20 protein-coding genes, 1 tRNA gene and 1 pseudogene are annotated in these 23,068 nt (G+C 64.7%); 15 read left to right on the top strand and 7 right to left on the bottom strand.

The features are described from left to right. Positions 1-1,312: pseudogene (locus tag IP68_RS18060) on the bottom strand (hypothetical protein); the annotation flags it as partial. A gap of 71 nt (positions 1,313-1,383) precedes the next feature. On the opposite strand from IP68_RS18060, the gene IP68_RS18055 reads away from it, so the two are divergent. The 4 genes from IP68_RS18055 to IP68_RS18040 all read left to right on the top strand — a co-directional run bounded on the left by IP68_RS18055 (position 1,384) and on the right by IP68_RS18040 (position 5,454). Then, a complete protein-coding gene (locus tag IP68_RS18055; RefSeq protein ID WP_054136409.1) occupies positions 1,384-1,701 on the top strand; it encodes an Hpt domain-containing protein in 318 nt (105 codons plus the stop codon). A 99-nt stretch (positions 1,702-1,800) separates the two neighbouring features. Continuing rightward, a complete protein-coding gene (locus tag IP68_RS18050) occupies positions 1,801-3,012 on the top strand; it encodes a hypothetical protein (protein ID WP_054136408.1) in 1,212 nt (403 codons plus the stop codon). Positions 3,013-3,082: 70 nt separating this feature from the next. Beyond that, on the top strand, positions 3,083-4,078 hold the full coding sequence (locus IP68_RS18045) for a hypothetical protein (protein ID WP_156318257.1): 996 nt from the start codon (positions 3,083-3,085) through the stop codon (positions 4,076-4,078). Continuing rightward, positions 4,075-5,454: a sensor histidine kinase KdpD gene (locus IP68_RS18040; RefSeq protein WP_231684141.1), complete on the top strand. Its 1,380-nt coding sequence runs from the start codon at positions 4,075-4,077 to the stop codon at positions 5,452-5,454. The genes IP68_RS18045 and IP68_RS18040 overlap by 4 nt, the downstream gene beginning before the upstream one ends. A 36-nt stretch (positions 5,455-5,490) precedes the next feature. Here the strand turns inward: IP68_RS18040 and IP68_RS18035 are convergent, their stop codons facing one another. After that, positions 5,491-5,946, bottom strand: a complete 456-nt coding sequence (locus IP68_RS18035; protein ID WP_150126232.1) for a hypothetical protein — start codon at positions 5,944-5,946, stop codon at positions 5,491-5,493. Between the two features lie 197 nt (positions 5,947-6,143). On the opposite strand from IP68_RS18035, the gene uvrA reads away from it, so the two are divergent. The 5 genes from uvrA (at position 6,144) to IP68_RS18010 (ending at position 14,963) form a co-directional block, all read left to right on the top strand. Further along, entirely contained in the window at positions 6,144-9,089 is a 2,946-nt protein-coding gene (uvrA, locus tag IP68_RS18030) for an excinuclease ABC subunit UvrA (RefSeq protein ID WP_054136404.1), read from the top strand. A gap of 401 nt (positions 9,090-9,490) precedes the next feature. Continuing rightward, positions 9,491-11,161 (top strand): ABC transporter ATP-binding protein, encoded by a 1,671-nt coding sequence (locus IP68_RS18025; RefSeq protein WP_231684139.1) that lies wholly within the window; start codon positions 9,491-9,493, stop codon positions 11,159-11,161. Next, the gene (locus tag IP68_RS18020; RefSeq protein WP_054136402.1) at positions 11,148-12,200 is read left to right on the top strand and encodes an HlyD family secretion protein; all 1,053 of its coding nucleotides are present in this window, start codon (positions 11,148-11,150) and stop codon (positions 12,198-12,200) included. The genes IP68_RS18025 and IP68_RS18020 overlap by 14 nt, the downstream gene beginning before the upstream one ends. Next, positions 12,200-13,702 carry a TolC family protein gene (locus IP68_RS18015; protein WP_054136401.1) on the top strand — a complete coding sequence of 501 codons (1,503 nt, stop codon included), beginning with the start codon at positions 12,200-12,202 and terminating at the stop codon, positions 13,700-13,702. The genes IP68_RS18020 and IP68_RS18015 overlap by 1 nt, the downstream gene beginning before the upstream one ends. 328 nt (positions 13,703-14,030) lie before the next feature. Next, on the top strand, positions 14,031-14,963 hold the full coding sequence (locus IP68_RS18010) for a hydrogen peroxide-inducible genes activator (RefSeq protein ID WP_054136400.1): 933 nt from the start codon (positions 14,031-14,033) through the stop codon (positions 14,961-14,963). Here IP68_RS18010 and IP68_RS18005 read toward each other — a convergent pair. Then, entirely contained in the window at positions 14,960-15,406 is a 447-nt protein-coding gene (locus IP68_RS18005; protein WP_054136399.1) for a hypothetical protein, read from the bottom strand. The two genes, IP68_RS18010 and IP68_RS18005, sit on opposite strands and share 4 nt — an antisense overlap. Positions 15,407-15,680: 274 nt before the next feature. Beyond that, positions 15,681-16,580, bottom strand: coding sequence for an N-formylglutamate amidohydrolase (locus tag IP68_RS18000; protein ID WP_197275857.1), 900 nt, complete (start codon positions 16,578-16,580; stop codon positions 15,681-15,683). A gap of 197 nt (positions 16,581-16,777) precedes the next feature. Here IP68_RS18000 and cpdR point away from each other — a divergent pair, with 197 nt between their 5' ends. The 5 genes from cpdR (at position 16,778) to arsH (ending at position 19,164) form a co-directional block, all read left to right on the top strand. Then, positions 16,778-17,155 (top strand): cell cycle two-component system response regulator CpdR, encoded by a 378-nt coding sequence (cpdR, locus tag IP68_RS17995; RefSeq protein ID WP_054136398.1) that lies wholly within the window; start codon positions 16,778-16,780, stop codon positions 17,153-17,155. Between the two features lie 105 nt (positions 17,156-17,260). After that, positions 17,261-17,335, top strand: a tRNA-Val gene (locus IP68_RS17990). Between the two features lie 168 nt (positions 17,336-17,503). Further along, positions 17,504-17,866: a helix-turn-helix transcriptional regulator gene (locus tag IP68_RS17985; RefSeq protein ID WP_054136397.1), complete on the top strand. Its 363-nt coding sequence runs from the start codon at positions 17,504-17,506 to the stop codon at positions 17,864-17,866. Between the two features lie 9 nt (positions 17,867-17,875). Beyond that, a complete protein-coding gene (locus IP68_RS17980; RefSeq protein WP_054136396.1) occupies positions 17,876-18,391 on the top strand; it encodes an arsenate reductase ArsC in 516 nt (171 codons plus the stop codon). Further along, on the top strand, positions 18,388-19,164 hold the full coding sequence (gene arsH, locus IP68_RS17975; RefSeq protein ID WP_231684136.1) for an arsenical resistance protein ArsH: 777 nt from the start codon (positions 18,388-18,390) through the stop codon (positions 19,162-19,164). Before IP68_RS17980 ends, arsH begins: the two co-directional genes overlap by 4 nt. A gap of 30 nt (positions 19,165-19,194) precedes the next feature. Here the strand turns inward: arsH and IP68_RS17970 are convergent, their stop codons facing one another. Genes IP68_RS17970 through IP68_RS17960 form a run of 3 tightly spaced genes read right to left on the bottom strand, consistent with a single transcriptional unit; the run spans position 19,195 to position 22,386 of the window. Continuing rightward, complete coding sequence (locus tag IP68_RS17970; RefSeq protein WP_054136395.1) at positions 19,195-20,445, bottom strand: ABC transporter permease; 1,251 nt, start codon at positions 20,443-20,445, stop codon at positions 19,195-19,197. Then, positions 20,442-21,155 (bottom strand): ABC transporter ATP-binding protein, encoded by a 714-nt coding sequence (locus tag IP68_RS17965; protein WP_054136416.1) that lies wholly within the window; start codon positions 21,153-21,155, stop codon positions 20,442-20,444. Before IP68_RS17965 ends, IP68_RS17970 begins: the two co-directional genes overlap by 4 nt. Beyond that, complete coding sequence (locus tag IP68_RS17960) at positions 21,136-22,386, bottom strand: efflux RND transporter periplasmic adaptor subunit (protein WP_054136394.1); 1,251 nt, start codon at positions 22,384-22,386, stop codon at positions 21,136-21,138. Before IP68_RS17960 ends, IP68_RS17965 begins: the two co-directional genes overlap by 20 nt. A gap of 271 nt (positions 22,387-22,657) precedes the next feature. On the opposite strand from IP68_RS17960, the gene IP68_RS17955 reads away from it, so the two are divergent. Beyond that, the gene (locus tag IP68_RS17955) at positions 22,658-22,954 is read left to right on the top strand and encodes a hypothetical protein (RefSeq protein WP_156318255.1); all 297 of its coding nucleotides are present in this window, start codon (positions 22,658-22,660) and stop codon (positions 22,952-22,954) included. Positions 22,955-23,068: the final 114 nt, after the last annotated feature.

The following is a 23,068-nucleotide window of genomic DNA, read 5'->3' as shown; positions in this document are numbered from 1 at the left end:
GGCTGCCCGCCGCGAGCCGCTCGCTCAGCGAACTGACATTGCCATCCAGCGCCGACAGGGCGAACGCAAGCCGCGCCAGCGCCTCGGTGCTTTCCCTGTCCATCGCCTGCAATCGACGCTCCGCGTCGCTGATCTGCGCGTCGGCAGAGGCGACCATCTGGCGGACCACGGCCTCGCTCTCGCCGGTCGAGGCGGCGAGCGTACCCAGCGTCAGCGACAGATCGTCGGCCGCCGCGCGAATATCCCGGCGGGTGGCAGCTGCGCGCTCAGCCATGTCGGCGGCCATCGCATCCAGATTGTCGCGCAACTGCGCCAGCGTTTCGTGCAAAGCGCCGGTCTGGCTGTCAGCCGCCGCGTCGAGATTGCTGCGGGTGTTGGCGAGCCGGCTGGCGACCGTCTCGATCGCGCGATCCATCTGCTCGCTCGCCTCGGCAACGCTGCGTGTCAGCGACTGGCCACTGGTATCGACCGATTCGGACAGCCGGTTCGTCGCCGCATCCGAATCCCGCACCAGCGTCGCGATCTGACTGCTTGCCGCCTGGCCAAAGGCGTTGAGCTTCTCGAACGCCGCAATCATGCTTTCGACCTGGCCCTGTGCAGTCCGGCCCGCATTGCCGATCTGGTTGGTGACGTCCTTGGCGGAATTGGCAATCACCGGCAGGTGGTTGCGCAATTTGTCCATGTTGCCCGACGCCGCCTCGCTCACCTCGCCGATCGCGCGCATGCCGGTATCGCTGGCCTCGATCATGGTGCGAAGCTCTTCGGCGAATCCGCGCAGCCGGTCGCTCGAGACCCGTCCCAGAGATTCCAGTTCAAGGCTTTGATTGGCAAGGAATTCACGCGCCAGCGAGAGTTCCGAATTGATGTTGCCGAGCCGGGCTTCAAGCGCCGCGCTCTCTGCGCGCAGCGAGCCTGCGACTTTGGCAAAGCGCCGCGCCTCGGCCACACTGTTGCGCTGAATCACAAGATACAGCGCCAGAATCGCGATCACCGGAATGGCCCATTGCGTCACCGCGGCCGATGCTGATGCTGGAGTTATCCCCGCCTGCCATTGCGGCAGCGACGCCCAGATGAAAAAGCCTGTCCAGCCCGCCGCCATCACGGCCCCTGCAATGGCCCATCGGCTGAGCGACTCGGGAGAGGATGGGACGTCCTCATCCTCCATCCACGGTGCAGCCGAATCATCGGCCTGCGATACCGCGGCGCGCATCGACATTGGCGGAGCCGCCATGTCGGGCTCTGCCTCGTGCACCGCCGTTGCGTCGTCACTGCGACCGTGCCGCAGATCGATGATTTTCTTCCCCTCGCCCATGGCATTAACCCTAACATATTTTGGCCGACCAGAAACCGAAAGTTAAGGCAGCTCGTCTATTCGACTGGCGCATGGCCTATGAATCCGGAGCATTGAACGCGGCGCTGGCCGCAGCGGTGGGAAGCGATCCCGCACTCGTCGCCGAGCTGCGCGGGGCGTTTGTCGAAAGCGCCGCCCGGCAAATCGACCTGCTGCGCCGCGCGCGCTGCGATGCCAACTGGCATTTTGCCGCGCTCCGGCTCAAGAGCCTCGCCGCCAGCTTCGGCGTCCAGGGGATCGTCGATCTGGCCGACCATGCGCTGGAGGGCGCGCCGGGCGACCCCGTCGTGCTGCGCCAGCTCGATGCCGCGATGTGCGACTTCGGCGATCTTCCCGCAGGAATGCAATAAAGCGTCACACCACAGGCGATAGGGCACCGTGCCGGTTGGCAGGGCGCCAGCCGGGCGATAAGAGGGCCGCTCCGAGCTGCAAGGAGCCTGTTACCCCGCGTGCGTACCGCCCTCATCTCCCTGATCGAGACCGTTCCCGGCGGATCCGCGCTGCGCGGCGCATTGCCGCTGGCCAATGGCCAGCTGGCGATGCTGCAGGTCGATCTGGCCCGGCAGGCGGGCGCGGGCGAAATCCTGTGCCTGGTAGCGTCGGTTGGAGAGCGCGTGCGCCAGATCGAGGCCTATGCCGCCTCTTGCGGCGTGGAATTCCACCTCGTCCGTTCGGTCGCCGACATCAGCGTCCGGCTGGCGAGCGATGACGAGCTGCTGATCATTGCCGACGGCCTGTACGTCGCGCCGGAAGAGATCGAGCCGATGGCGCGTCAGAGCGGCACCTTTGTCGCGAGCTTCGCCCCGGGCGATGGCGCGCGATCGCTGATTGAACGGTTCGAGCGGATCGACATAAACCATGTCTGGGCGGGGCTGGCCTGTGTCCGCGCGCGGGATCTGGTCGAGGCGCGCGACCTGCCCGAAGACTGGAGCGTGCAGTCCGCGCTGCTGCGGCTGGCGGTCCAGCGCGGGTACCGGCGGCAGGTCCTGCCCTTCGCACTCGCCGAGGCGGGGCGCATCGCGATTGTCCGCGATAGCGCCGAGGCCGATGCGCTCGCGCTGCAGGAACTGGCTGGATCTTCAGGTGCCATGGGGGCCAGGCTGGTACGGATGGCTCCGGTGCAAGCGCTCGCGCGCCGGGCATGGGCGGCGCGCTGGATCAACCCCGCGCTGCGTGTCTCCGCGCTCGCGCTGCCGCTGGGCGCGATCGGCCTTGCGGTGGCCGACTGGAGCATGACCGCGTTGGCCCTGCTGGTCGCCGGGCGCGCGGCGGGGCATGCGGCCGATCGGCTTTTCGGACGCTTTGCCGCCAGGACGCTGCCTGCTGCCGAGCGGGCGGCGCGCGATCTTGCCTTTGCGATCGCGTTTATCGCGGTCACGGTGCTGACCGTGGCGGCATCGGACCGGCTCGCCGGGCTTTTCGTGTCGCTCATCCTGCCAGCCATGGCCCTGATTCTGGGAAGAATTTCCGGACCGCTTCCGCGTTTGTGGGTGCAGCTGGCGCGGTCACCCAGCCTTGTTGCGGTTGCGGCGTTGCTGGCGATACCCTTTGGCGTGGTGCTGCCCGCGCTGATGCTGTGGAACCTGATTTTGCTGACGCTGATGTGGTGGCAGACTCGCCCCTCGCCGCTTGCGAGCGACCCGGCAAAGCGCCATATCTAACCTTGGGCGAAAGCCCGTTTCGCGCACTTCAACTAACAGCATTTTAACCAGCAATTGCTAGGTCAAGCCGATGAGTACCGACATGGCCCCCGCACGCCCGGTTCCACGGGACGTTGGAGCGTTGCTGCGCCATGCCGAAGAGCAGGCGCGGCTGGCGGGCGCTATTCCGGTGCTGGTACGCCAGCGGCTCGCTCCGGACAGCGCGGCCACCTTGCGCGAGGACGATCTCAGCCTGGCGGGCGGCTTTGCCGATTCGATCGCGCGGCATCTGGTCGAGGCCCTGGCGCCCGATCCCGACGCCGTCGATGCCTCGCTGGTGGCACACGAAGTGGTGCTGGCCGATCCCGCTGCCACCCGGCTGGCCCATGCGCGCGCAATCGAGGCACGGCTGTGCCGCAACGCGCCCATGATTGGGCTTGCGATGGCCGAGCTGCCACCGCGAGTCGAGGCACAGGTCGCCGATACGCAGGACGAACTGGCTGAAGCCGCGATGGCGCTGATCGTCGCGCAAAGCCGCTTTGTCGGCAACGCGCAGGGATTTCGTCTCGATCTGTCCGAGCTTCCGCCCGAGACGGTGAACGCTCTCGTACAGCGCTTGACCGGCTGGATGCAGGATCGGCTGCAAGCCGATCCGCTGGTCTTGCGCGCGCGCGCCGATGCTTTGCTGGGCGGTTTTGACGAACGGAGAGGACGCCCGCACCGGCTGATGCGCTTCTGCCATCTGTTCGCCCTGCCCCGCGCGGGTGACGACTGGTCGCTCGCGGACAATGGCCCTTCGCTCGGCTTTGCCATGCTCGCGCGCGCCAGCGGCCTGCCGTTCGATCATCTGATCGACATGGCACGAGACCCCGATCTTTCGCGGCTTGCTGTCGTGGTGCGTGGTTGCGACGTGCCCGCCGACACCGCCGCAAGGCTTATCGAGGGCATCGCGATGCTGGCATCGTTGCGGCTCGAGGCCGTGCCTTCGGCTGCGGCGCTGGCCGCGATCGGTCCCGATGATGCCGCGCGGCTCATCGCGGGCTGGCGCAACCAGCTGCCGCTGACAACGCCGGCACCGTTGTGGTGAACGCGCAGATCCCATCATTGGACGAGGCGGGCCTCACCACCGTGTGGGTTGCTGCGGAAACCGGGCGGATCGACCGCAACGGAATGCTGCTGCACGCCGATGACCGACTGATGCGGTTGCACCAGCAACTTGGCGGCAGCACGTCGGGCGGCGAGCTCGCAGTGCCCCCGCTGCTGGAATTGGCGCGGCACAGCATGCGGCTGGGCATGCGGTTGTCTCGCCCGGTCAAGGCTGCGGGGTCGTCCGCGCTGATCGACATGTGGTGCGAATGCACACCCGACGCCGAAGGAGTGGCGCTGTTGCTCACCCATTGGCGTGAACACGCACTGCCGGACCGGTCGGATGCGACCGAAGACGGCGCCGATTTCATCGCCGAGCCTGGCGTCGCCTATCTTCAACTCGACCGTCTCGAACGGGTGGTGCGATACTCGCCGCCTGCCGGAGCCGGCACCGACGATGCGAGTTCGGGCCTGCTGCTCAAGCCGGTGACCGCGGTGCTCGAGCCGAGCGACGGCTCTGCATTCGCTCGGGCGGAGCAGATCGATGGCCAGCGCGTCACCCTGGCCGGCGACGAACGCGAATGGATTGCCAGCCTGCGCCCCGCCGGAACTGCGACGGGGTGCGTCATCACGCTGAGGCACGCGCCTCCCCTGCCCGACCCCGCCGCTCCCCCGGAGATGCCGCCGCTGTTCGACGGCGAGCGGATCGGCCAGTTGTTCGGCCGCCAGATCGGCCCGGCGCTGCGGCTGCCGATCGGACGGATCATCGCCAACGCCGAAACCATCGGCGGCAGGCTCGAGGGTCCGTTGCGGGCCGATTACGCGAACTATGCCAGCGACATCGCAGCTGCCGGGCGCCATCTGCTGGCTCTGGTTGACGACCTTGCCGATCTTGAAGCGATCGACGGCGCAGGCTTCAGCGCTGCCAGGGAGCCTGTCGATCTGGCCGATATCGCCCGGCGCGCGGCGGGGCTGCTCGCGCTCAAGGCCGCGGACCGCAAAATCCGCATCGACAAGCCGTCGGAAGATGAAATGCTGCCCGCGACCGGCGAGTTTCGCCGCGTGCTGCAGGTGCTGCTCAACCTGCTCGGCAATGCGATCAACTATGCACCCGATGGATCAATGATATGGCTGAGGCTCGACGACGGCCCCGGCTGGGCCAGCGTCACCGTCGCCGATCAGGGTCCCGGGCTCAGTGCCGAGGACCAGCAACGCCTGTTCAACAAATGGGAACGGCTGGGGCGCAGTGGCGATGGCGGCAGCGGACTCGGCCTGTACATCTCGCGGCGTCTTGCGCTCGCGATGCACGGCGACCTGACGGTCGAAAGCGCGCCGGGTCAGGGCGCGCGTTTCACTTTGCTACTGCCAACAGACTGACCCGCCCCGCACTCTGGGGTGCGGAGCGCGGGCCGGTTATTGCGGCATCGGCGGCGGGGTCTGGGCGCAGCGTTTGCGATTGCCGGCGTTGCACGCGGCAACATCGGCCTCCCACTGCGCATGGATCGCGTCATAGAGCTGCTTGATCTGGGCGTATTCCGCTTCGGCGCGGGCGCGCGATTCCACCGTATTTTCGTACAGCTTCATCTGGCTCTCATAGCTCGAGCGCCGGGCGTCGTATTCGGCCTGGTTGGCGGCGTTCTGCTGAAGCTGAGCGTTGGACATCTCGAGCTGGCGCGCGTTGGCGGCCTCGCGCGCGGCCTGCTCTTCGGGCGAGCTCGGGTTCACGGTGACGGGCGAAGGCTCCATCGATCCGGAATCAGGCGCCTGCTCGGCGGGCGGGCTGGACTGCTGCGCGCTGAGCGGAGCAACCGCCAGGCAGGAGGCCAGCAGCGCCACAGCGGAAGCGGTGCGCGAAATGCGAAGTTTCATGATGGTCATTCCCTCAAACCAAAGTTGATCTCGGTTAACACGGCTACGCAGATGGCGCAAAGCCGTTCCATAACCGGCCCGGCTGCTCTTGCACCGCGGCGCCTTGGGCACCATTTGCGAGCGACGCATCCTCATCCTGACCGCTCGCCGCATTCCCCGGCTTGCAACCAGAACATCAATAGAACATAAGGCACTCCATGCTGACTCATATTTCCGTGCGCGGCGCGCGCGAGCACAATCTCAAGGGCGTGGATATCGATCTGCCGCGCGATCAGTTGATCGTGATCACCGGTCTTTCGGGAAGCGGCAAATCGAGCCTGGCGTTCGACACCATCTATGCCGAGGGCCAGCGTCGATACGTTGAATCGCTGTCGGCCTATGCGCGCCAGTTCCTCGAGATGATGCAGAAGCCCGATGTCGAGCATATCGACGGGCTCTCCCCTGCGATCAGCATCGAGCAGAAGACCACCAGCCGCAACCCGCGTTCGACTGTCGCGACGGTGACAGAGATTTACGATTACATGCGCCTGCTGTGGGCGCGCGTCGGTGTGCCCTATTCGCCCGCCACGGGTCTTCCGATCACCGCGCAGACTGTCAGCATGATGGTCGACCGGGTGATGGCGCTGCCCGAGGGCACGCGCTTCTATCTGCTCGCACCCGTGGTGCGCGGCCGCAAGGGCGAATATCGCAAGGAGCTTGCCGAATGGCAGCGCGCCGGTTTCACCCGCGTGCGCATCGACGGCGAGTTCTACGAGATCGACGAAGCCCCCGCGCTCGACAAGAAGTACAAGCACGACATCGAGGTGGTGGTCGACCGCATGGCCGTTCGGGAAGGCATCGAGACGCGCCTCGCCGACAGCTTCGAAACCGCGCTGAAGCTTGCCGAAGGTCTGGCCTATGTCGATCTGGCGGATGGGACGGTAGCGGAGCCAGGAAGTTCATCCCCCACCCCCAGCCCCTCCACTGAGCCGCAGGCCACCGAAGGTGAACGTGAGGGGGGCAAGAAGGGCATGAAGAACGTCGGCATCCCCGACAACCGGATCATCTTCTCCGAAAAATTCGCCTGTCCAGTGTCTGGCTTCACCATCGAGGCGATCGAGCCTCGGCTGTTCTCGTTTAACGCACCGCAGGGTGCCTGCCCTGCCTGCGACGGTCTGGGCGAGAAGATGTATTTCGATCCCCAACTGGTTGTCCCCAACGAGGATCTGAGCCTGAAGAAGGGCGCGGTGGTGCCTTGGGCGAAGTCGAACCCGCCCTCGCCTTATTACATGCAGGTGCTGGCCAGCCTCGGCCGCGAGTTTGGCTTCTCGCTCGACACGCCGTGGGGCGAACTGCCTGGCGAGGTGAAGCTGATCATCCTGCACGGCACCGGCGGCAAGCCGGTCACGCTGCGCTTCCAGGACGGGCGCAAGAGCTATGAGGTCAAGAAGTCGTTCGAGGGCGTCATCGGCAACCTCAACCGCCGGCTGCTGCAGACCGATAGCGCGTGGATGCGCGAGGAGCTGGGCAAATACCAGACCGCGCAGCCCTGCGAAGTCTGCGATGGCGCGCGGCTCAAGCCAGAGGCGCGTTCGGTCAAGATCGTCGGCGAGGATATCTCGATCTCGACACGGCGTTCGGTGTCCGATGCTCTGGCGTTTTTCGAGACGCTCAACGACAAGCTCGGTCCCCAGCAGCAGCAGATCGCCAAGGCCATCCTCAAGGAGATTATCGAGCGGCTGGGCTTCCTCAACAATGTCGGGCTCGACTACCTCAACCTCGATCGGACCTCGGGGACGCTTTCGGGCGGAGAGTCACAGCGCATCCGGCTCGCCAGCCAGATCGGCAGCGGTCTCTCGGGCGTGCTTTATGTGCTCGACGAGCCCAGCATCGGGCTGCACCAGAAGGACAACGACCGGCTGCTGGTGACCTTGAAGCGGCTGCGCGATCTGGGCAATACCGTGATCGTCGTCGAGCATGACGAGGACGCGATCCGAAGCGCCGACTATATCGTCGATCTGGGTCCGGGCGCGGGCGTCCACGGCGGCGAGGTCGTCGCCGAAGGGACGCTCGAGCAGATCCTCAAGTCCAAGCGCTCGCTCACCGCGCAATATCTCACCGGCGAACGCAAGATCGAGATTCCGGCCAAGCGCCGCAAGGGCAATGGCAAGAAGCTCACCGTCCACAATGCGCGCGCCAACAATCTCACCGGCGTGACGGCGTCGATCCCGCTGGGTACCTTCACCTGCATCACCGGGGTATCGGGCTCGGGCAAGTCCAGCTTCACCATCGACACGCTGTTTGCGGGCGCTGCGCGCGCGCTCAACGGTGCGCGGGTGATCGCTGGGGCGCACGACAAGATCACGGGTCTCGAGCATTGCGACAAGGTGATCGATATCGACCAATCGCCGATCGGCCGCACCCCGCGATCGAACCCAGCGACGTACACGGGTGCGTTCACCAATATCCGTGACTGGTTCGCCGGACTGCCCGAAAGCCTCGCGCGCGGCTACAAGCCGGGCAGGTTCAGCTTCAACGTCAAGGGCGGCCGCTGCGAGAAATGCCAGGGCGACGGCCTGATCAAGATCGAGATGCACTTCCTTCCTGATGTTTACGTCACCTGCGAGGATTGCGGCGGCAAGCGCTACAACCGCGAGACGCTCGAGGTGAAGTTCAAGGGCCACTCGATCGCCGACGTGCTCGACATGACGGTCGAGGATGCGGTCGAGTTCTTCAAGGCGGTGCCGCCGATCCGCGACAAGATGGCGATGCTGTGGGAAGTGGGCCTGGGCTACGTCAAGGTCGGCCAGCAGGCAACGACGCTCAGCGGCGGAGAGGCGCAGCGCGTCAAGCTTGCCAAGGAACTCAGCCGCCGCTCGACCGGGCAGACGCTGTACATCCTCGACGAACCCACCACCGGCCTGCACTTCGAGGATGTGCGCAAGCTGCTCGAGGTGCTGCACAGGCTGGTCGATCAGGGCAACTCCGTGGTGGTGATCGAGCACAATCTCGACGTCATCAAGACCGCGGACTGGATCATCGATCTGGGCCCCGAAGGCGGCGTCAAGGGCGGCGAGATCGTCGCGGAGGGCACCCCGGAAAAGGTCGCCAAGGTCGCGCGCAGCTACACCGGCCAGTATCTCGCTCCGATGCTCGTGCGATAATGGGGCTGGGGCAGGCACGCGAGGCGAGGCGCTGAGCTGAGCCCTCGCATTCCGAGCCCTACCGAGCCGATTGAATGCGCTGTGCGTTCGGGTTTACTCCTGAAGCCAACAGCCCGAAGATCGGGCTTTGGCTTCAGGTTTGGACGTTTCGCACTGGCGCTCATGAACTTTTGTTGAATTCGCGTGTTGCGTTGTGCTTCAGGTCGTTCCGAGGCACATGGGGCATGCTGCCTGCGCGAGTTTTTCGATAGAAAAAACCAATCGCCTGCAGCAGTACCTTTCGAATAGGCTTATCGGGTTTACAACCTAATTCGTGGTCAGCGACCTTGGACCAACGGGCAGGCAGATAGATGGCAGCAGCAACTGGACAGATTATGGGCGCACGGGAAGCTGTGCGCTGGATGTTGGGACTCTTGAAGGCCGAGCGCAGCTTCATCTGGCTGGCGCTGGTCTATGGTGTGGCCGTGTCCGTGCTGTCGCTTGCCACGCCCATTTCCGTGCAGATGCTGATCAATTCGGTCGCCAACACCGCGCTGGTGACGCCGCTGGTGACGCTGGCAGGCACGCTGCTGGGACTGCTGCTGATCGCGGTTCTGCTTTCCGCACTGCGGATCTATGCGATGGAGCTGTTCACGCGGCGATTCTACGCGCGGCAGGTGGCCGAAATCACCCTGCGGTCGATCCACGCGCGCAACCCGTTCTTCGAAGACACCAAGCGGCAGGATCTGTTCAACCGCTATTTCGACGTTGTCACCGTGCAGAAAGCGGTGCCGAGCCTGCTGATCGGCGGCTTCACCATCATCCTGCAGTCGGCCGTCGGCTTCACCGTCACCGCATTTTATCACCCGTTCTTTCTGGCCTTCAACCTGATCGTCATTGCCCTCGCCTTCTTCATCCTGCTGGTGTGGACCCGCGGGGCGATTCGCTCGGGCATTGCGCTCAGCCATGCCAAATACGCTGCGGCGAGCTGGCTGGAGAATGTCGGCGCATCCAACGGCTTCTACAAATCCGGGCGGCATGTCGATTATGCGCTCGATCGCTCCGAAGGTGTGACGGCAGACTATATCGCCGCCAAGGCCAAGCATTTCCGCTATACCATCTCGCAGACCGTCGCGTTTCTGCTGCTCTATGCCTTTGCCAGCGCCGGACTGTTGGCGCTCGGCGGCTGGCTGGTCATCGAGGGTGAGCTGTCGATCGGCCAGCTGGTCGCAGCCGAGCTCATCCTGTCAGCGGCCTTCTTCGGCCTGGGCCAGATGGGGGCGTATCTTGACATCACCTATGACCTGATCGCCGCAGCCGAGGAGATTGGCCTGCTCTACAATATCGAGCAGGAAGTGGAGGCTCGCGAAGGCGAGGACGCAATCGGCGGCGGTGATCTGGTGCTGCGCCGCGTTACCCACTCGGCAACCGTCAAGGACGTCACCTTCAACCTGTCCATCCCCGCGGGCAGCCAGCTGATTGCGCAGAGCCGGAACCACGATGTGCAGCGGTTGTTCACGCATTCGATGAAACGTTATATTACTCCCGACACCGGCGTCGTGACGCTGGGCGGACAGGATATCGCCATGGTCGACATGTTCCGGCTGCGCAGCGAGATCATCGTGCTCGACCGCCCCACCATCGTGCAGGCGAGCATCCGCGACTATCTGCGCCTGGCCGGCCCCGACATCACCTCGTCGGATGCATTGCAGGCGCTTGCGCTGGTACGCCTTGAAGAGCGGGTGATGGCGCTCCCCGACGGACTGGATACCCAGCTGTCGACCAGCGGCTGGCCCTTGTCCTATGCCGAATCGCTGCGGCTCAAGCTGGCAGGCGCCATGCTCAAATGCCCGCGCATCCTGATCCTGACCGGATTGTTCGACATGATCGACCCCGCGATCCTGGCCGATGTGCGCGTCGTCATGCGGGAGGCGGGCTCCACGGTCATCCAGTTCACCCAGCGTGCCGAACACCAGCCTGATTGCCAGTATCTGTGGCTGGGGGATGACGGTCAACGGATCATAGACGATCCCGACGGGTTCAGCCGCATCGTCGAAGCGCATGCAACGGAGGCGCGCAATGGCAACGCGTGATCATGCGCTCAGCCGCTTTCGCACCCTTGCGAACATGCGAACCCCGCGCCCGCTGCGCGCCTTCGGGCTGATGGTGGTGTTCGGGCTGATCGCCGCGACCTTCTTCATGATCTATGTCCCCTGGGTGCAGACCGCTTATGGCGCCGGTCAGGTAATTGCGCTCAACCCGCAGGACCGGCTGCAGAACGTCACCGCTCTGGTCCCCGGGCGGATCGAGAAATGGTATGTGCAGGATGGCCAGGTGGTGAAGGAAGGCGACCCCATCGCCCTCATCGCCGACAACGACCCGATGCTGCTGCAGCGGCTGCGCGCAGAACGCAGCCTCGCCGAGGCCAAGGTTGCGGCCGCCGCGAGTGCGCTTAGCACTGCGCGGCTGGACGTCGGACGCACCGGAACGCTGTTCCGCGAAGGTCTTGCCTCGCAGCGCGAAAGCGAACTTGCGCGGATCAAGGTCGCCGAGATGGAAGCCGTGCTGGCAGAGGCACGCGCGGCGATCACCCAGATCGACATCAACCTGGCTCGGCAATCGCTGCAGACGGTGCGTGCGCCGCGCGATGGCGTTATCCAGCGGATCAGCGGCGGCGACAAGGCCACCATGGTCTCGCAGGGCGACGTGCTGGCAAGCTTTGCCCCCACTCAGACCCGGCGTGTGGTCGAAATCTATGTCGATGGCCGCGACGTGCCGCTGATCAGGCGTGGCCAGCCGGTCCGGCTCGAGTTCGAAGGCTGGCCCGCGATCCAGTTCTCGGGCTGGCCGTCGGTGGCGCGCGGCCTGTTCGATGGCGAGGTGCAGCAGGTCGATCTTGCCGCTTCGACCAACGGGCTGTTCCGCGTGCTCGTGCAGGAAGCCAAGGGCAAGACGCGCTGGCCGGGCGAGCCCTATGTCCGCCTGGGCGCCAATGCCCGCGGCTGGGTCGCGATGGAAGAGGTTTCGGTCGGCTTTGAACTGTGGCGTCAGCTCAACGACTTCCCGCTGCAGAACCCCGCGCTGATCGAGGAGAACCAGAATGGCGGCACGGCCAGGAAGGAGAAGCGCTGATGCGCCGCTCCGCATCGCTGGCCAGCCTCACTGCGCTGGCTTTGGTCAGCGTCACCGCGCCAACCCCTGCCCAGGCTCAGGCCCGAACGCAGGCACCCGCCGCCGCGACACAAGGGGTGCAACCGGTGCGGCAGGCGCAAGGGTTGCAGCTGGAAGAGGTGCTGGCCTCGTCGCGGCGCTTTGCCCCGTCCATCCTGGAGGCGCTTGCCAACGCCCGCGCCGCCGATGGGCGCGTGCTTGCCAGCGAAGGTGCGTTCGACCTGCTGTTCACCGGCGAGGGCTTTTCGCGGATCACTGGATTCTATGACGGCACCTATGTGCAGGGAAAGGCGATCCAGCCGCTGACCAACAATGGCGGCCAGATCGAGGCGAGCTATCGCGTCTCGCGCGGCGACTTTCCGGTCTATGAGGATTACAGCTTCACCGACCGGCTGGGCGAGCTCAAAGTGCGCGGCGTTTTCGCGCTTCTGCGCGACCGCTATATCGATGACCGCCGCTTCGGCCAGCGCAACGCGCTGATCGAACGCGACATGGCGGGGCTCGATGCGCTGATCATCGCCATCGGGGTGCAGCAGCGGGCGATCCAGGCCTATGGACAGTGGGTAGCAGCCGGCCAGCAGGTGCAGGTCTATCGCGCGCAGGTCCAGCTGGCCGAGGACCGGCAGGACGGCATCAGCCGCCAGGTCCAGCTGGGTGCACGGGCTGCGATCCTGCTGACCGAAAACCAGCAGAACCTGCTGCGCCGCCAGTCGCTGCTGGTTGCCGCCGAGCGCGATCTGGCCAATGCCGCGCAGCGACTGTCGCTCTTCTGGCGTGACAATGACGGCAGGCCCAGGGTCGCGACCCCCGCAGACCTGCCCGCCCGTCTGCCGATGATCCCCGCGGCGCGGGCGACCGATCCGGCGGCCGTGCTCGCACGGCGACCCGATATCAAGCTTATCGAACAGCGGCTGGAACAGGGCGAAACCCGGCTCGAGCTCGAACGCAACCGCCTGTTGCCCTCGCTCAGGCTGTTTGCCGAAGCCGGACAGGATTTCGGCGAGCAGGGCCTGGGCGGTCGTTCACGCGATCCGTTCGAGGCGGTGGTCGGTTTCACCTTTTCCATGCCGCTGCAGAACCGCGCCGCCAAGGGACAGGTGGCTGCGGCCGAAGCCAACATCAACGCGCTGGAGTGGCGCCGCCGTCAGAGCGAGGAACAGATCATCGCAGAGATCGAGCAGCTTTCCACCAACCTGACTGCAGCCGAGCGGCTGGCGGTGCTGGCGCGCGACGAGGAGGTTCAGGCCGACAAGCTGGCAGCCGGCGAGCGCAGGCTGTTCCAGGCAGGCGCCAGCGACTTCTTCCTGGTCAACCTGCGCGAGGATGCGGCGGCGAACGCATCGATCCGCAGGCTGGATGCCGAGTTCCGGCTGGCGCAAGCTCGCGCCGATCTGGTCGCGGTGGCGGCCGATCTGGACTCGCTGCAGCTGACCGACGACTTTGCCGGGGTTGTCCAGCCCTGACCCGGTCGGCCAGGCCAACGGTACCGCGCCGCGCGTGACCTTGGGTGCAATCCAAGTCTTCCATTCCGTGTTGTGCGATGGGATAGTCGGGTGACGCATCGGAGGCTCAAGCTGCGACCTCGGCGGACCGATGCGTCACCCTATCCGCAGCCTTGGGGTGTCCGATCTAGCTGCGGAATCAGTCAAGCAGATGTGGGTGGGAGCGGTTCGGGGAGAAACCGTTCCATCTGCTCGGTATGGTTGACATATGGCACAGAGTATCATTGTTACCATTTGAAAGAACTGCCCCGGATCGATAGCCAACATCTATCACATAAAGGACGCCGCCATGCCCAGCCTCAGGCAGTTGCAATATCTGGTCGCGCTCGACGACCACCGCCATTTCGGACGCGCAGCCTTTGCGGTGCACGTCTCGCAACCGACGTTGAGCCAGCAACTTCGCACCCTGGAGGCCCGGCTTGACGCCTCGCTGATCGATCGTAGCGGTCAGGATGTCCAACTGACCCCATTGGGCCGCGATATTGCCGCGCGCGCGAGAGAGATCCTGGTACAGGTGCGCGATCTTTCCGATCTGGCGCGGCGCGCGGGCAAGGGCATCGGCGGAACGCTGCGCTTCGGGATCACCCCGACGCTGGGACCCTATCTGATGCCCGCGATCGTGGCGGGTCTGCACCGGCAACAGCCCGACCTGCGCCTGCACATCCGCGAAGGCATTCCCGATGATCAGGTGCGCGAGGTGATGCGCGGCGCGCTCGACATGATGCTCTCACCCATGCCGGTCGATGCCAGCGGGATCGTGGTCGAGCCGCTGTTCAGCGAGCGGCTGTTCGTCATCGCGCCGCCCGATCATCCCCTGGCCGGGCAGAAGAACATTCCGCCCAGCGCGCTCAAGGGCGCAGGATTTCTCACCCTGGACCGGCGGCACCATTTCCATCGCCAGACGCGCGAGATCTGCGATCAGGTGGGTGCGCATATCCTGCACGACTACGAAGGCACCAGTCTTGACAGCATCCGCCAGATGGTAGGCTCAGGGATCGGCTTCGCGCTGTTGCCCGAGCGTTATCTGGCAACCGAAACCCACAGTGCAGAAATCGTCGCACGGCTGGATATCGCAGGCTGGAATGCGCGCCGGTCGATCGCAGCGATCTGGCGCACCGGCGCGGCGTTCGGCGACGGATTCCATGCGATCGCGGAATTCATCCGCGCCTATGTCGTCGAGGATACCGACCTTTCCGATCCGGTGTTGCGAACCGGGGTCTAGCCCTCACGGGGCCGGACTTGCCCGGAGGTGGCCTCTGCCGCAGCCGCCATGCGGCCGATCTGCCACATCAGGTTGTAGATCAATGTGCGCCCATCTTCTGCGATCATCTCGCGGGTTTGCCGGTCGAAGCTCGCCCGGTTGCCGCGCATCGCGCTGCGCACCATGCCGACGAACATCGCCTCGTCAGGGGACAGACGACCGCAGCATGGGCGCGAGACGCCAAAGGGTTCAGGCCACACCTGCCCCATCGCCTCCAGCACCAGCGACAGATGATTGGACAGCGCGATGCTGCCCAGCCGGGCGGAGACATGAGGCGCGGGATCGGCACCCGATTTGTGCGCGAACACCGCGATGCGCAGCGCGACAACAAGCTTCGCCTCGAACAGGGTTGCCGACCCCAGGTCAGCCGGTCGATCGATCAGATCCTGCCACCAGATACCCATGTTCCTCGACTCCCTCCGATTGTGCGGCATCACGGGATCGCGCCGCCTGCATCAGAGTTATTGCGAGTAGCTCGCATTAGCAAGAGATTTCTGAAGTGTTGTTTTTTTCGCATCGCAGCCATTGAACTGCAGGTCATTCTACCCTAGATTGAGGCTGTCGGGATGCTTCCCCCCCTTTCGCGTCCCGACAGGTGCACTTGTGCACCTCCTCCCTGAACCTTGGCCGCCTCGTGACTCGTCACGAGGCGGTTTTTTCTTGGGTGGATGCGATGGGCTATTCGGCGGCAATGGCGATGTCGGTGCTGCCGCCATGCTGGAGCAGATCGTCCGCCAGCGTCCGGACAAGATCCGCAACCGCCTCCTGCATCGCCTCGAGCCCCTGCCCGCGTTCGCTGAGCGCCTCGTCCAGATACAGGCTGCGGTCCACCTCGATCTGCAGCGCGTGGATATCGCGCGCCGGGCGGCCATGGCGCTCGAGCACATAACCGCCGGCATAGGGATGGTTGAGCGCGACCTCATAGCCGCGCCGGGCGAGCGTCCGCTGCGCCAGATCGCACAGCCTTGCCCCGGCAGACCGGCCATAGCGATCCCCCACCACGATTCGCGGCACCGGCCCTGATCCCTCGAGCCTGAGCGGCGGCATCGAGTGCAGGTCGATCAGCATCGCGCAGCCGAAGCGAGCCTTCAGACTGGCAAGCGCGTGCGACAACGCCTGGTGATAGGGATCGTGCATGCCCGATACGCGCGCGCTGATCGACTCACGGGTCCAGGGCCTGCGCCAAAGCTCGCCATGATCGGCCAGCCGGCGCGGAACCAATCCGAGCCCACCGCGCACCTTGGCGCTGGGCTGGGCAAAGGCGGTGCGCGGGGCGTTGCTGATCATCTGCGGATCGATTTCGCTGGGGGCACGGTTGAGGTCGATCCACGCCCGCGCGATATGCGCGACCAGAGTGGCGCACCCGGTCTTTGCTGCCTGCAGAGCCAGCATGTCGGCATGGCGATCTTCCAGACGCTCGAGAACCTGCGGGGTCACGCGTGAATTGACAAGGATTTCATCGGGATAATCCCGCCCCGCATGCGGGACCGCCACCAGCACCGGCAGGCGCGCTTCGGCGAGGCCAGCCAGGCTGAACAACCGCGATGGGGGGGCGTTGTCGGCGGATCGATTATCCATGGACAGCAGCCATGCGGCAATCTGTCCTTCGAGTCAAAGTCGGCAACGCCAACGTCCTGTGCCCCCGCTGTCCGTTTACCGATGACACCGGGCGTGTCCAACTTCGGGGCAGCGCGGCAAATGACTTACAGCATGCTGGAAAATCTTAACCGCATCCGGCATAAGCAGGCTGGAGAACCGGGCAGAGGAACAGGGCGATGTTGAGCATATTGCTGGCAGAAGACGATCCGGCGATGCGCGCCTATCTCCAGCGTGCGCTTGAAAAGGCCGATTACACCGTGGTTGCGGTTGATCGCGGCACCGCTGCGTTGCCCTTGCTGCAGGAGGATCATTTCGATCTGCTGCTCACCGATATCGTGATGCCGGAGATGGACGGGATCGAACTCGCGCAGCATTGCGGGCGGATCTCCCCCGAGACCAAGGTCATGTTCATCACCGGCTTTGCCGCAGTGACGCTCAAGGCGGAACAGGCCGCGCCCAGCGCGCGCGTGCTCTCCAAGCCCTTTCACCTCAAGGATCTGGTGCTGGAGGTCGACCGCGTGTTTGCCCGCGGCACCTTCGCCCAAAGCCTTTGAAAGCTATCATACGGTTTTTGGTACAAATACCGCTTGCGTCCATCGCCGCCTCTTTGTAATGGACCGCCCTTGCCAGCGCCTCGGTGCGGGCAGGTACCACCGGTGGGGCGTATAGCTCAGTGGTAGAGCACTGTGTTGACATCGCAGGGGTCGCAAGTTCAATCCTTGCTACGCCCACCATTAAAAAACCCGCCAAACCATACGGTTGGCGGGTTTTTTTACGTCCGCTTCACACGCACCGATCGCCAAAGCCCGCTCCCCTGCGACGGATATTTCCACAACTCTCGAATTATGCCTTGACCACATCAGCCGACACAGTATTTCGATAGTTGTCGAAAGGTAGTGATAATGGATGATCCGGGCATTCAGACATGGGCAGTGGATGCGCTTGGCGCGCTTGCGCACGAGACGCGGCTTGCGGTCTTCTGCATGCTGGTCAAGGCAGGTCCCGATGGCATGGTCGCGGGAGCGATTGCCGAGCAGCAGAGTGTCCCGCCCTCCACCATGTCGCACCATCTGGCGACCCTGGAGCGCGCAGGGCTGGTCCAGTCCGAGCGCGAAAGCCGACTGATCCATTACCGCGCCGATTATCCCGCGATGCGCCGCCTGCTGACCTTCCTGCTGGAGGACTGCTGCCAGGGCACACCCGAAATGTGCGGCGATCTTGTCGCAGGGCTCGGTTGCGCCCCTGCCCTACCCGAGAAAGCATGAGGCTCGAATATGGCTGACACGATCTACACCGTGCTGTTCCTGTGCACCGGCAACAGTGCCCGCTCGATCCTGGGCGAGGCTGTGCTCAACAAGATCGGTGAAGGGCGCTTCAGGGCATACAGCGCCGGCAGCCACCCCAAGGGACAGGTCCATCCGATGGCGCTGTCGGTGCTTGGCGACATGGGCTTCGAGACCAGCGGGTTCGAATCCAAGAGCTGGGACGCGTTCAGCGCCCCCGGTTCGCCCGAGTTCGATTTCATCTTCACCGTGTGCGACAATGCCGCGGGCGAAACCTGCCCTGTCTGGCTGGGCCACCCGATGACCGCGCACTGGGGCATCGAAGACCCCGCCGCGGTGGAGGGCGACGGCCAGCGCGAGGCGTTCCTCGACGCGCTGCGCTATCTGTCGGACCGGATCGAGCGGTTCGTCGCGCTGCCGATCGAAAGCCTCGACCAGATAGCGCTGAAGCGCAAGCTTGCCGACATCGGCAACACTGCGGGCGCCAGCAGCGGTGCCAGCGCATGACGACGGCAAATGGCATGATCGACGGAGCCAGGTTTGAACGCCTGCGCCATCTGGCCGATCCAGACCTTCTGCCCGCGCTCGATCCGGCTTATGCGCACCGTATTCCGGCGCTGGGACTGGGTCCGCTCGATCCCAAGCCGCGCATCCTGTTGCTCTACGGGTCGTTGCGCGAACGCTCCTATTCGCGGCTGGTGGTCGAGGAAGCGGCGCGGCTGCTGCAGCATTTCGGCTGCGAAACCCGCATTTTCGATCCCCGCGATCTGCCGCTGCCCGATCAGGTCGAGGACGACGATCACCCTGCGGTCGCGGAGCTGCGCGCGCACTCGATCTGGTCCGAGGGCCAGATCTGGTGCAGCCCCGAACGCCATGGCCAGATCACCGGCATCATGAAGACCCAGATCGACCATCTGCCGCTCGCCTATCAGGGCATGCGCCCGACCCAGGGCCGCACGCTCGCGGTGATGCAGGTAAGCGCCGGCTCGCAAAGCTTCAACAGCGTCAACACGCTGCGCGTGCTGGGGCGCTGGATGCGGATGTTCACCATCCCCAACCAGTCGAGCGTCGCCAAGGCCTATCTCGAGTTCGACGAGAATGGACGCATGAAGCCATCGAGCTATTACGACCGCATCGTCGATGTCGTCGAGGAACTGGTGCGCTTCACGGTGCTGCTGCGCCCGCACGCCGATCAGCTGGTCGATCGCTATTCCGAGCGCAAGGACAGCGACCAGCCGGTCGCGACACCGGTCGAGGCCGCAGGGTTGGCGAAAAGCTGACGGGCCAGCCAGGTGCGTGCAACGCGCCTGTTACTCGCTGCGCAGCGCCTCGATCGGCGACAGCCGCGATGCGCGGATGGCGGGGTAGCCGCCGAACACCAGGCCGATCACGGCAGAGAACGCGACAGCCAGAACAGCCGTGTCCCAGCCGATCGGCGCCGGGAATTCGGCCACCTGCTGGAAGACTGCGGCTGCAACCATCGCCAGGGTGAGGCCGATCGCGCCGCCGATCAGGCACAGAACTGCCGCTTCGACCAGAAACTGGTTGCGGATATCGCGGCGCTTCGCCCCCAGCGCCATGCGCAGGCCGATCTCGCGCGTCCGCTCGGTCACGCTGACCAGCATGATGTTCATGATGCCGATGCCGCCCACGAGCAATGAGATCGAAGCGATCGCCACCAGCACCGCCTGGAAGATCTGGGTCACCTGGCCTGATGTTTCTGCGATCTCCTTGGTGGTGCGCACGGTAAACGGCGTGATCTTACCTTTCGACACCCGGTAGCGCGCGCGCAGAAGACTCTTGATCTCGCGGTCGCCCGCAACCAGCGAATCCTCGTCCTCGAAGCCGACGAACAGCAGAGTCACATCGTCCGGACCCTGGGCCGGGCCGGTGGACAGCCGCTGGCGCAATGTCGAGATCGGCATGATGATCTGGTCGTCATTGTCGTTGCCCAGATTGCTGCCCTTGCTTTCGAGCAGACCGATGACGGTGAACGGCACGCGGTTGATCCGCACCGTCTCGCCGATGGGATTGATGTCGACGAACAGCTTGTCGGCCACCGTCTGCCCGATCACCACCACCCGCGTTGCGGCGCCGACATCGCTTCCGGTCAGGAATCGGCCATCGGAGGTGGCGAGGTTGGAAATGCTTCCGTATTCTTCAGTCGATCCGATCGCCTGGGTCGAGGCGCTGCGTCCGCCGGTGACCATCTGGACGCTGGTGCGGATCTGCGGTGCGACCGCGTTCACCCCAGGCACCTGACGCGCGATGGCCTCACCATCGCGTTCGGTCAGCCTGCCCCGGTCGCCGGGTCTGGGCGGGCCGTTAGCGCGCTCGGGCTCGGGCACCACGATCGCCATGTTCGAGCCGAGCGTGGCGATCTGCTGGTTTACCGAGACCTGCGCGCCATTGCCCACCGCGACCGCAAGGATCACCGAGAACACGCCGATCATCACGCCCAACGTGGTCAGGATCGAACGCAGCAGGTTCGTGCGCAGCGCCGTGATCGCGATCGCAACGTTGACGCCCCATCCGGCGAGCGCGTTCAGCAGCTCACTCATGCCATGACCGCCCGGCGGCGCGATGTGACGGGCGCATCCTCGATCACCTTGCCATCGCGGAACACGATGCGGCGCTCGGCATATTCGGCAATGTCGGGTTCGTGGGTGACGATGACCAGCGTGATCCCCTCGTCATTGAGCTTCTGGAAAATCCCCATGATGTCGAGCGATGTCTGGGTATCGAGCGCACCGGTGGGTTCGTCCGCCAGCAGGATCAGCGGATCGGTGACCAGCGCGCGCGCGATCGCCACACGCTGCTGCTGCCCGCCCGAAAGCTTGGCAGGCGTGTTCTGCATGCGATTGGCAAGCCCCATCGCCTCGAGCTTGGCCTGCGCCCGCTCGCGCCGCTCGGCAGCGCGCACCCTGGCATAGATCAGCGGCACCGCGACATTGTCGAGCGCGCTGGTGCGGGCGAGAAGATTGAACTGCTGGAAGACAAAGCCGATCTTGCGGTTGCGGATCTCGGCCAGCTCGTCGCTGTCGAGCGTCTTGGTGTCGATGCCATCGAGCAGGAGCGTGCCCGAGGTCGGCACGTCGAGACAGCCGATCATGTTCATGAAGGTCGACTTGCCCGATCCGCTGGCCCCCATGATCGCGACGAATTCGCCGCGCTGGATGCTCAGCGAGACGCGGTTGACCGCGTGCACCAGCTCACCGCCGATCACATAATCCTTGACCAGATCATGCGTCTCAAGAAGCGGCGCTGTCATCTTCATCCGTATCGTCGGTTTCTGCCTTGGGCTTCAGCGATTTGGTGCGCACCAGCACCGTGTCACCGGCCTTGATGCCCGAGAGGATCTCGGTGTACTCGTCGCCCTGCAGCCCGATGCGCACCTGCTTGCGGACCGGCTTGTAGGCGTCGGTACCGGCGAGATACAGCGTCTGGCGCGGCGCCTCCTTCTTGCCCGGCTTGGCGGGCTGTCCCTCCACCGGCGGACCGCGATCGGCCGCCTTGGGACGGAACCTGAGCGCATTGGTGGGCACCCGCAGCGCGTTCTTCTTGGCACCGGTGATGATCTCGACATTGGCGGTCATGCCGGGCAGCAGCTTGCCGTCGAGATTGTCGACATCGATAATTACCAGATAGCTCACGACATTCTGCGTTTCGACCGGTGCCTTGCGGACCTGGCGGACCTTGGCGCGGAATACGTCATCGGGATAGCTGTCGACGGTGAAGGTCACGTTCTGACCCTCGACAATCTGGCCGATATCCGCCTCGTCCACCGAGGCCTCTACCTGCATCTTGGTGGTGTCGGCAGCGATCTCGAAAAGATTGGGGGTCTGGAAGCTGGCGGCAACGGTGGTGCCGGGCTCGACCAGCTTGTCGATGATCACCCCGCTGGCAGGCGCGATGATCACCGTGCGGTTGAGGTCGAGCCGGGCAGACGACAGTTCGGCGGTGGCCTGCCGAATCTGCGCGTTGCCGCTCTGGGTCTGCGCCAACGCGACGTCGAGCGCGTTGCGCGCGCTGTTCAGCCGAGTCTGGGCCGCATCGAGATTGGCCTTGGAGACGAACCCGCGCTGCGCCAGATCGCGCTGCCGGGCAAAATCGCGTTCCTGGATTTCAAGTTCGGACCGCGCGCGCAGAACATTGGCAGCGGTCTGCTGCAATCCTGCGCGAGCAAGCGCCACCTGAGCCTCGGTCTGCTGGACCCGCGCCCGCACCCGTGTCGGGTCGATTTCGGCCAGGATCTGGCCTGCGGTGACCGGCGAGTTGAAGTCGACATAGACCTTGGTGACCTGGCCCGAGACTTCGGTGCCAACCTTGATAGTGTTGAGCGCGCGCACCTTGCCGCTGGCCGAGACGACTCGCAGCACCTCGCCGCGCCCGACCTTTTCTCCGGTATATTCATAGTCATGCGGCGTCGGAGCGATGATCTTGTAGAGGACGAACAGCACCACCAGCGCAATCAGCGCCGACCACACCTTGTGGCGCTTCATCCATGAACCCATTCTCGTCAGCATAAAAAGCTGCCCCATCCCCGACGTTTATGGCCAACCTATATTGGCACGTGTGCACGATAGCCAGCAGCGATGATGGCGCGGCACACCGATCCCTGCTCGCGGCGTGCAGCCGCGTTGGCTCGGCCAGTCGCTCTGCGGTTGATGCGTTGCCGCAACATCGATACTCCTGCCCTGCACGCCCGGTGAATCGCCGGGAAGCGCGGGTCGCACCGGAGGACCCGCCAGCGCGGAAAGGGTGTTCAACCACATGCGATCAACCAATGCACTGCAGAAGGCATCGGCAACGCGCGGCGTACGGCTTGGCGCGATGACCGGCTCGATGCTTCTGGCCATGAGCCTTGCCATGCCTGCGCATGCAGCGACCGATAGCGGCAAGAAGGCCTGTGCCAAGGAAGCGCGGGTCCTGTGCCCCGCCGAAATGAAAACGATGAGCCGCAAGAAGGTGGAAGCCTGCATGATCGCCAAGGTCGAAAAGACTTCGCCCACCTGCAAGGCGGCGATGTACCGGATCAAGGCCGAACGCGAGCAGGGCTCCAAGAACTAGGGTTTTGTGAATCAGGACACAAAGCATTAGCCAGCCCGCCTGCCAGCCTTTACCAGCCCAGCCAGACCGTGAAGCTGGCACGCCTCCCGGCCACTCCCTGGTCACCTTGCCATT

The organism is Blastomonas sp. AAP25, from assembly GCF_001295965.1.
Lineage (GTDB): Bacteria > Pseudomonadota > Alphaproteobacteria > Sphingomonadales > Sphingomonadaceae > Blastomonas > Blastomonas fulva.
The sequence above is the reverse complement of the archived record's forward strand: the minus strand, read 5'-3'. Positions and strand labels throughout refer to the sequence as shown.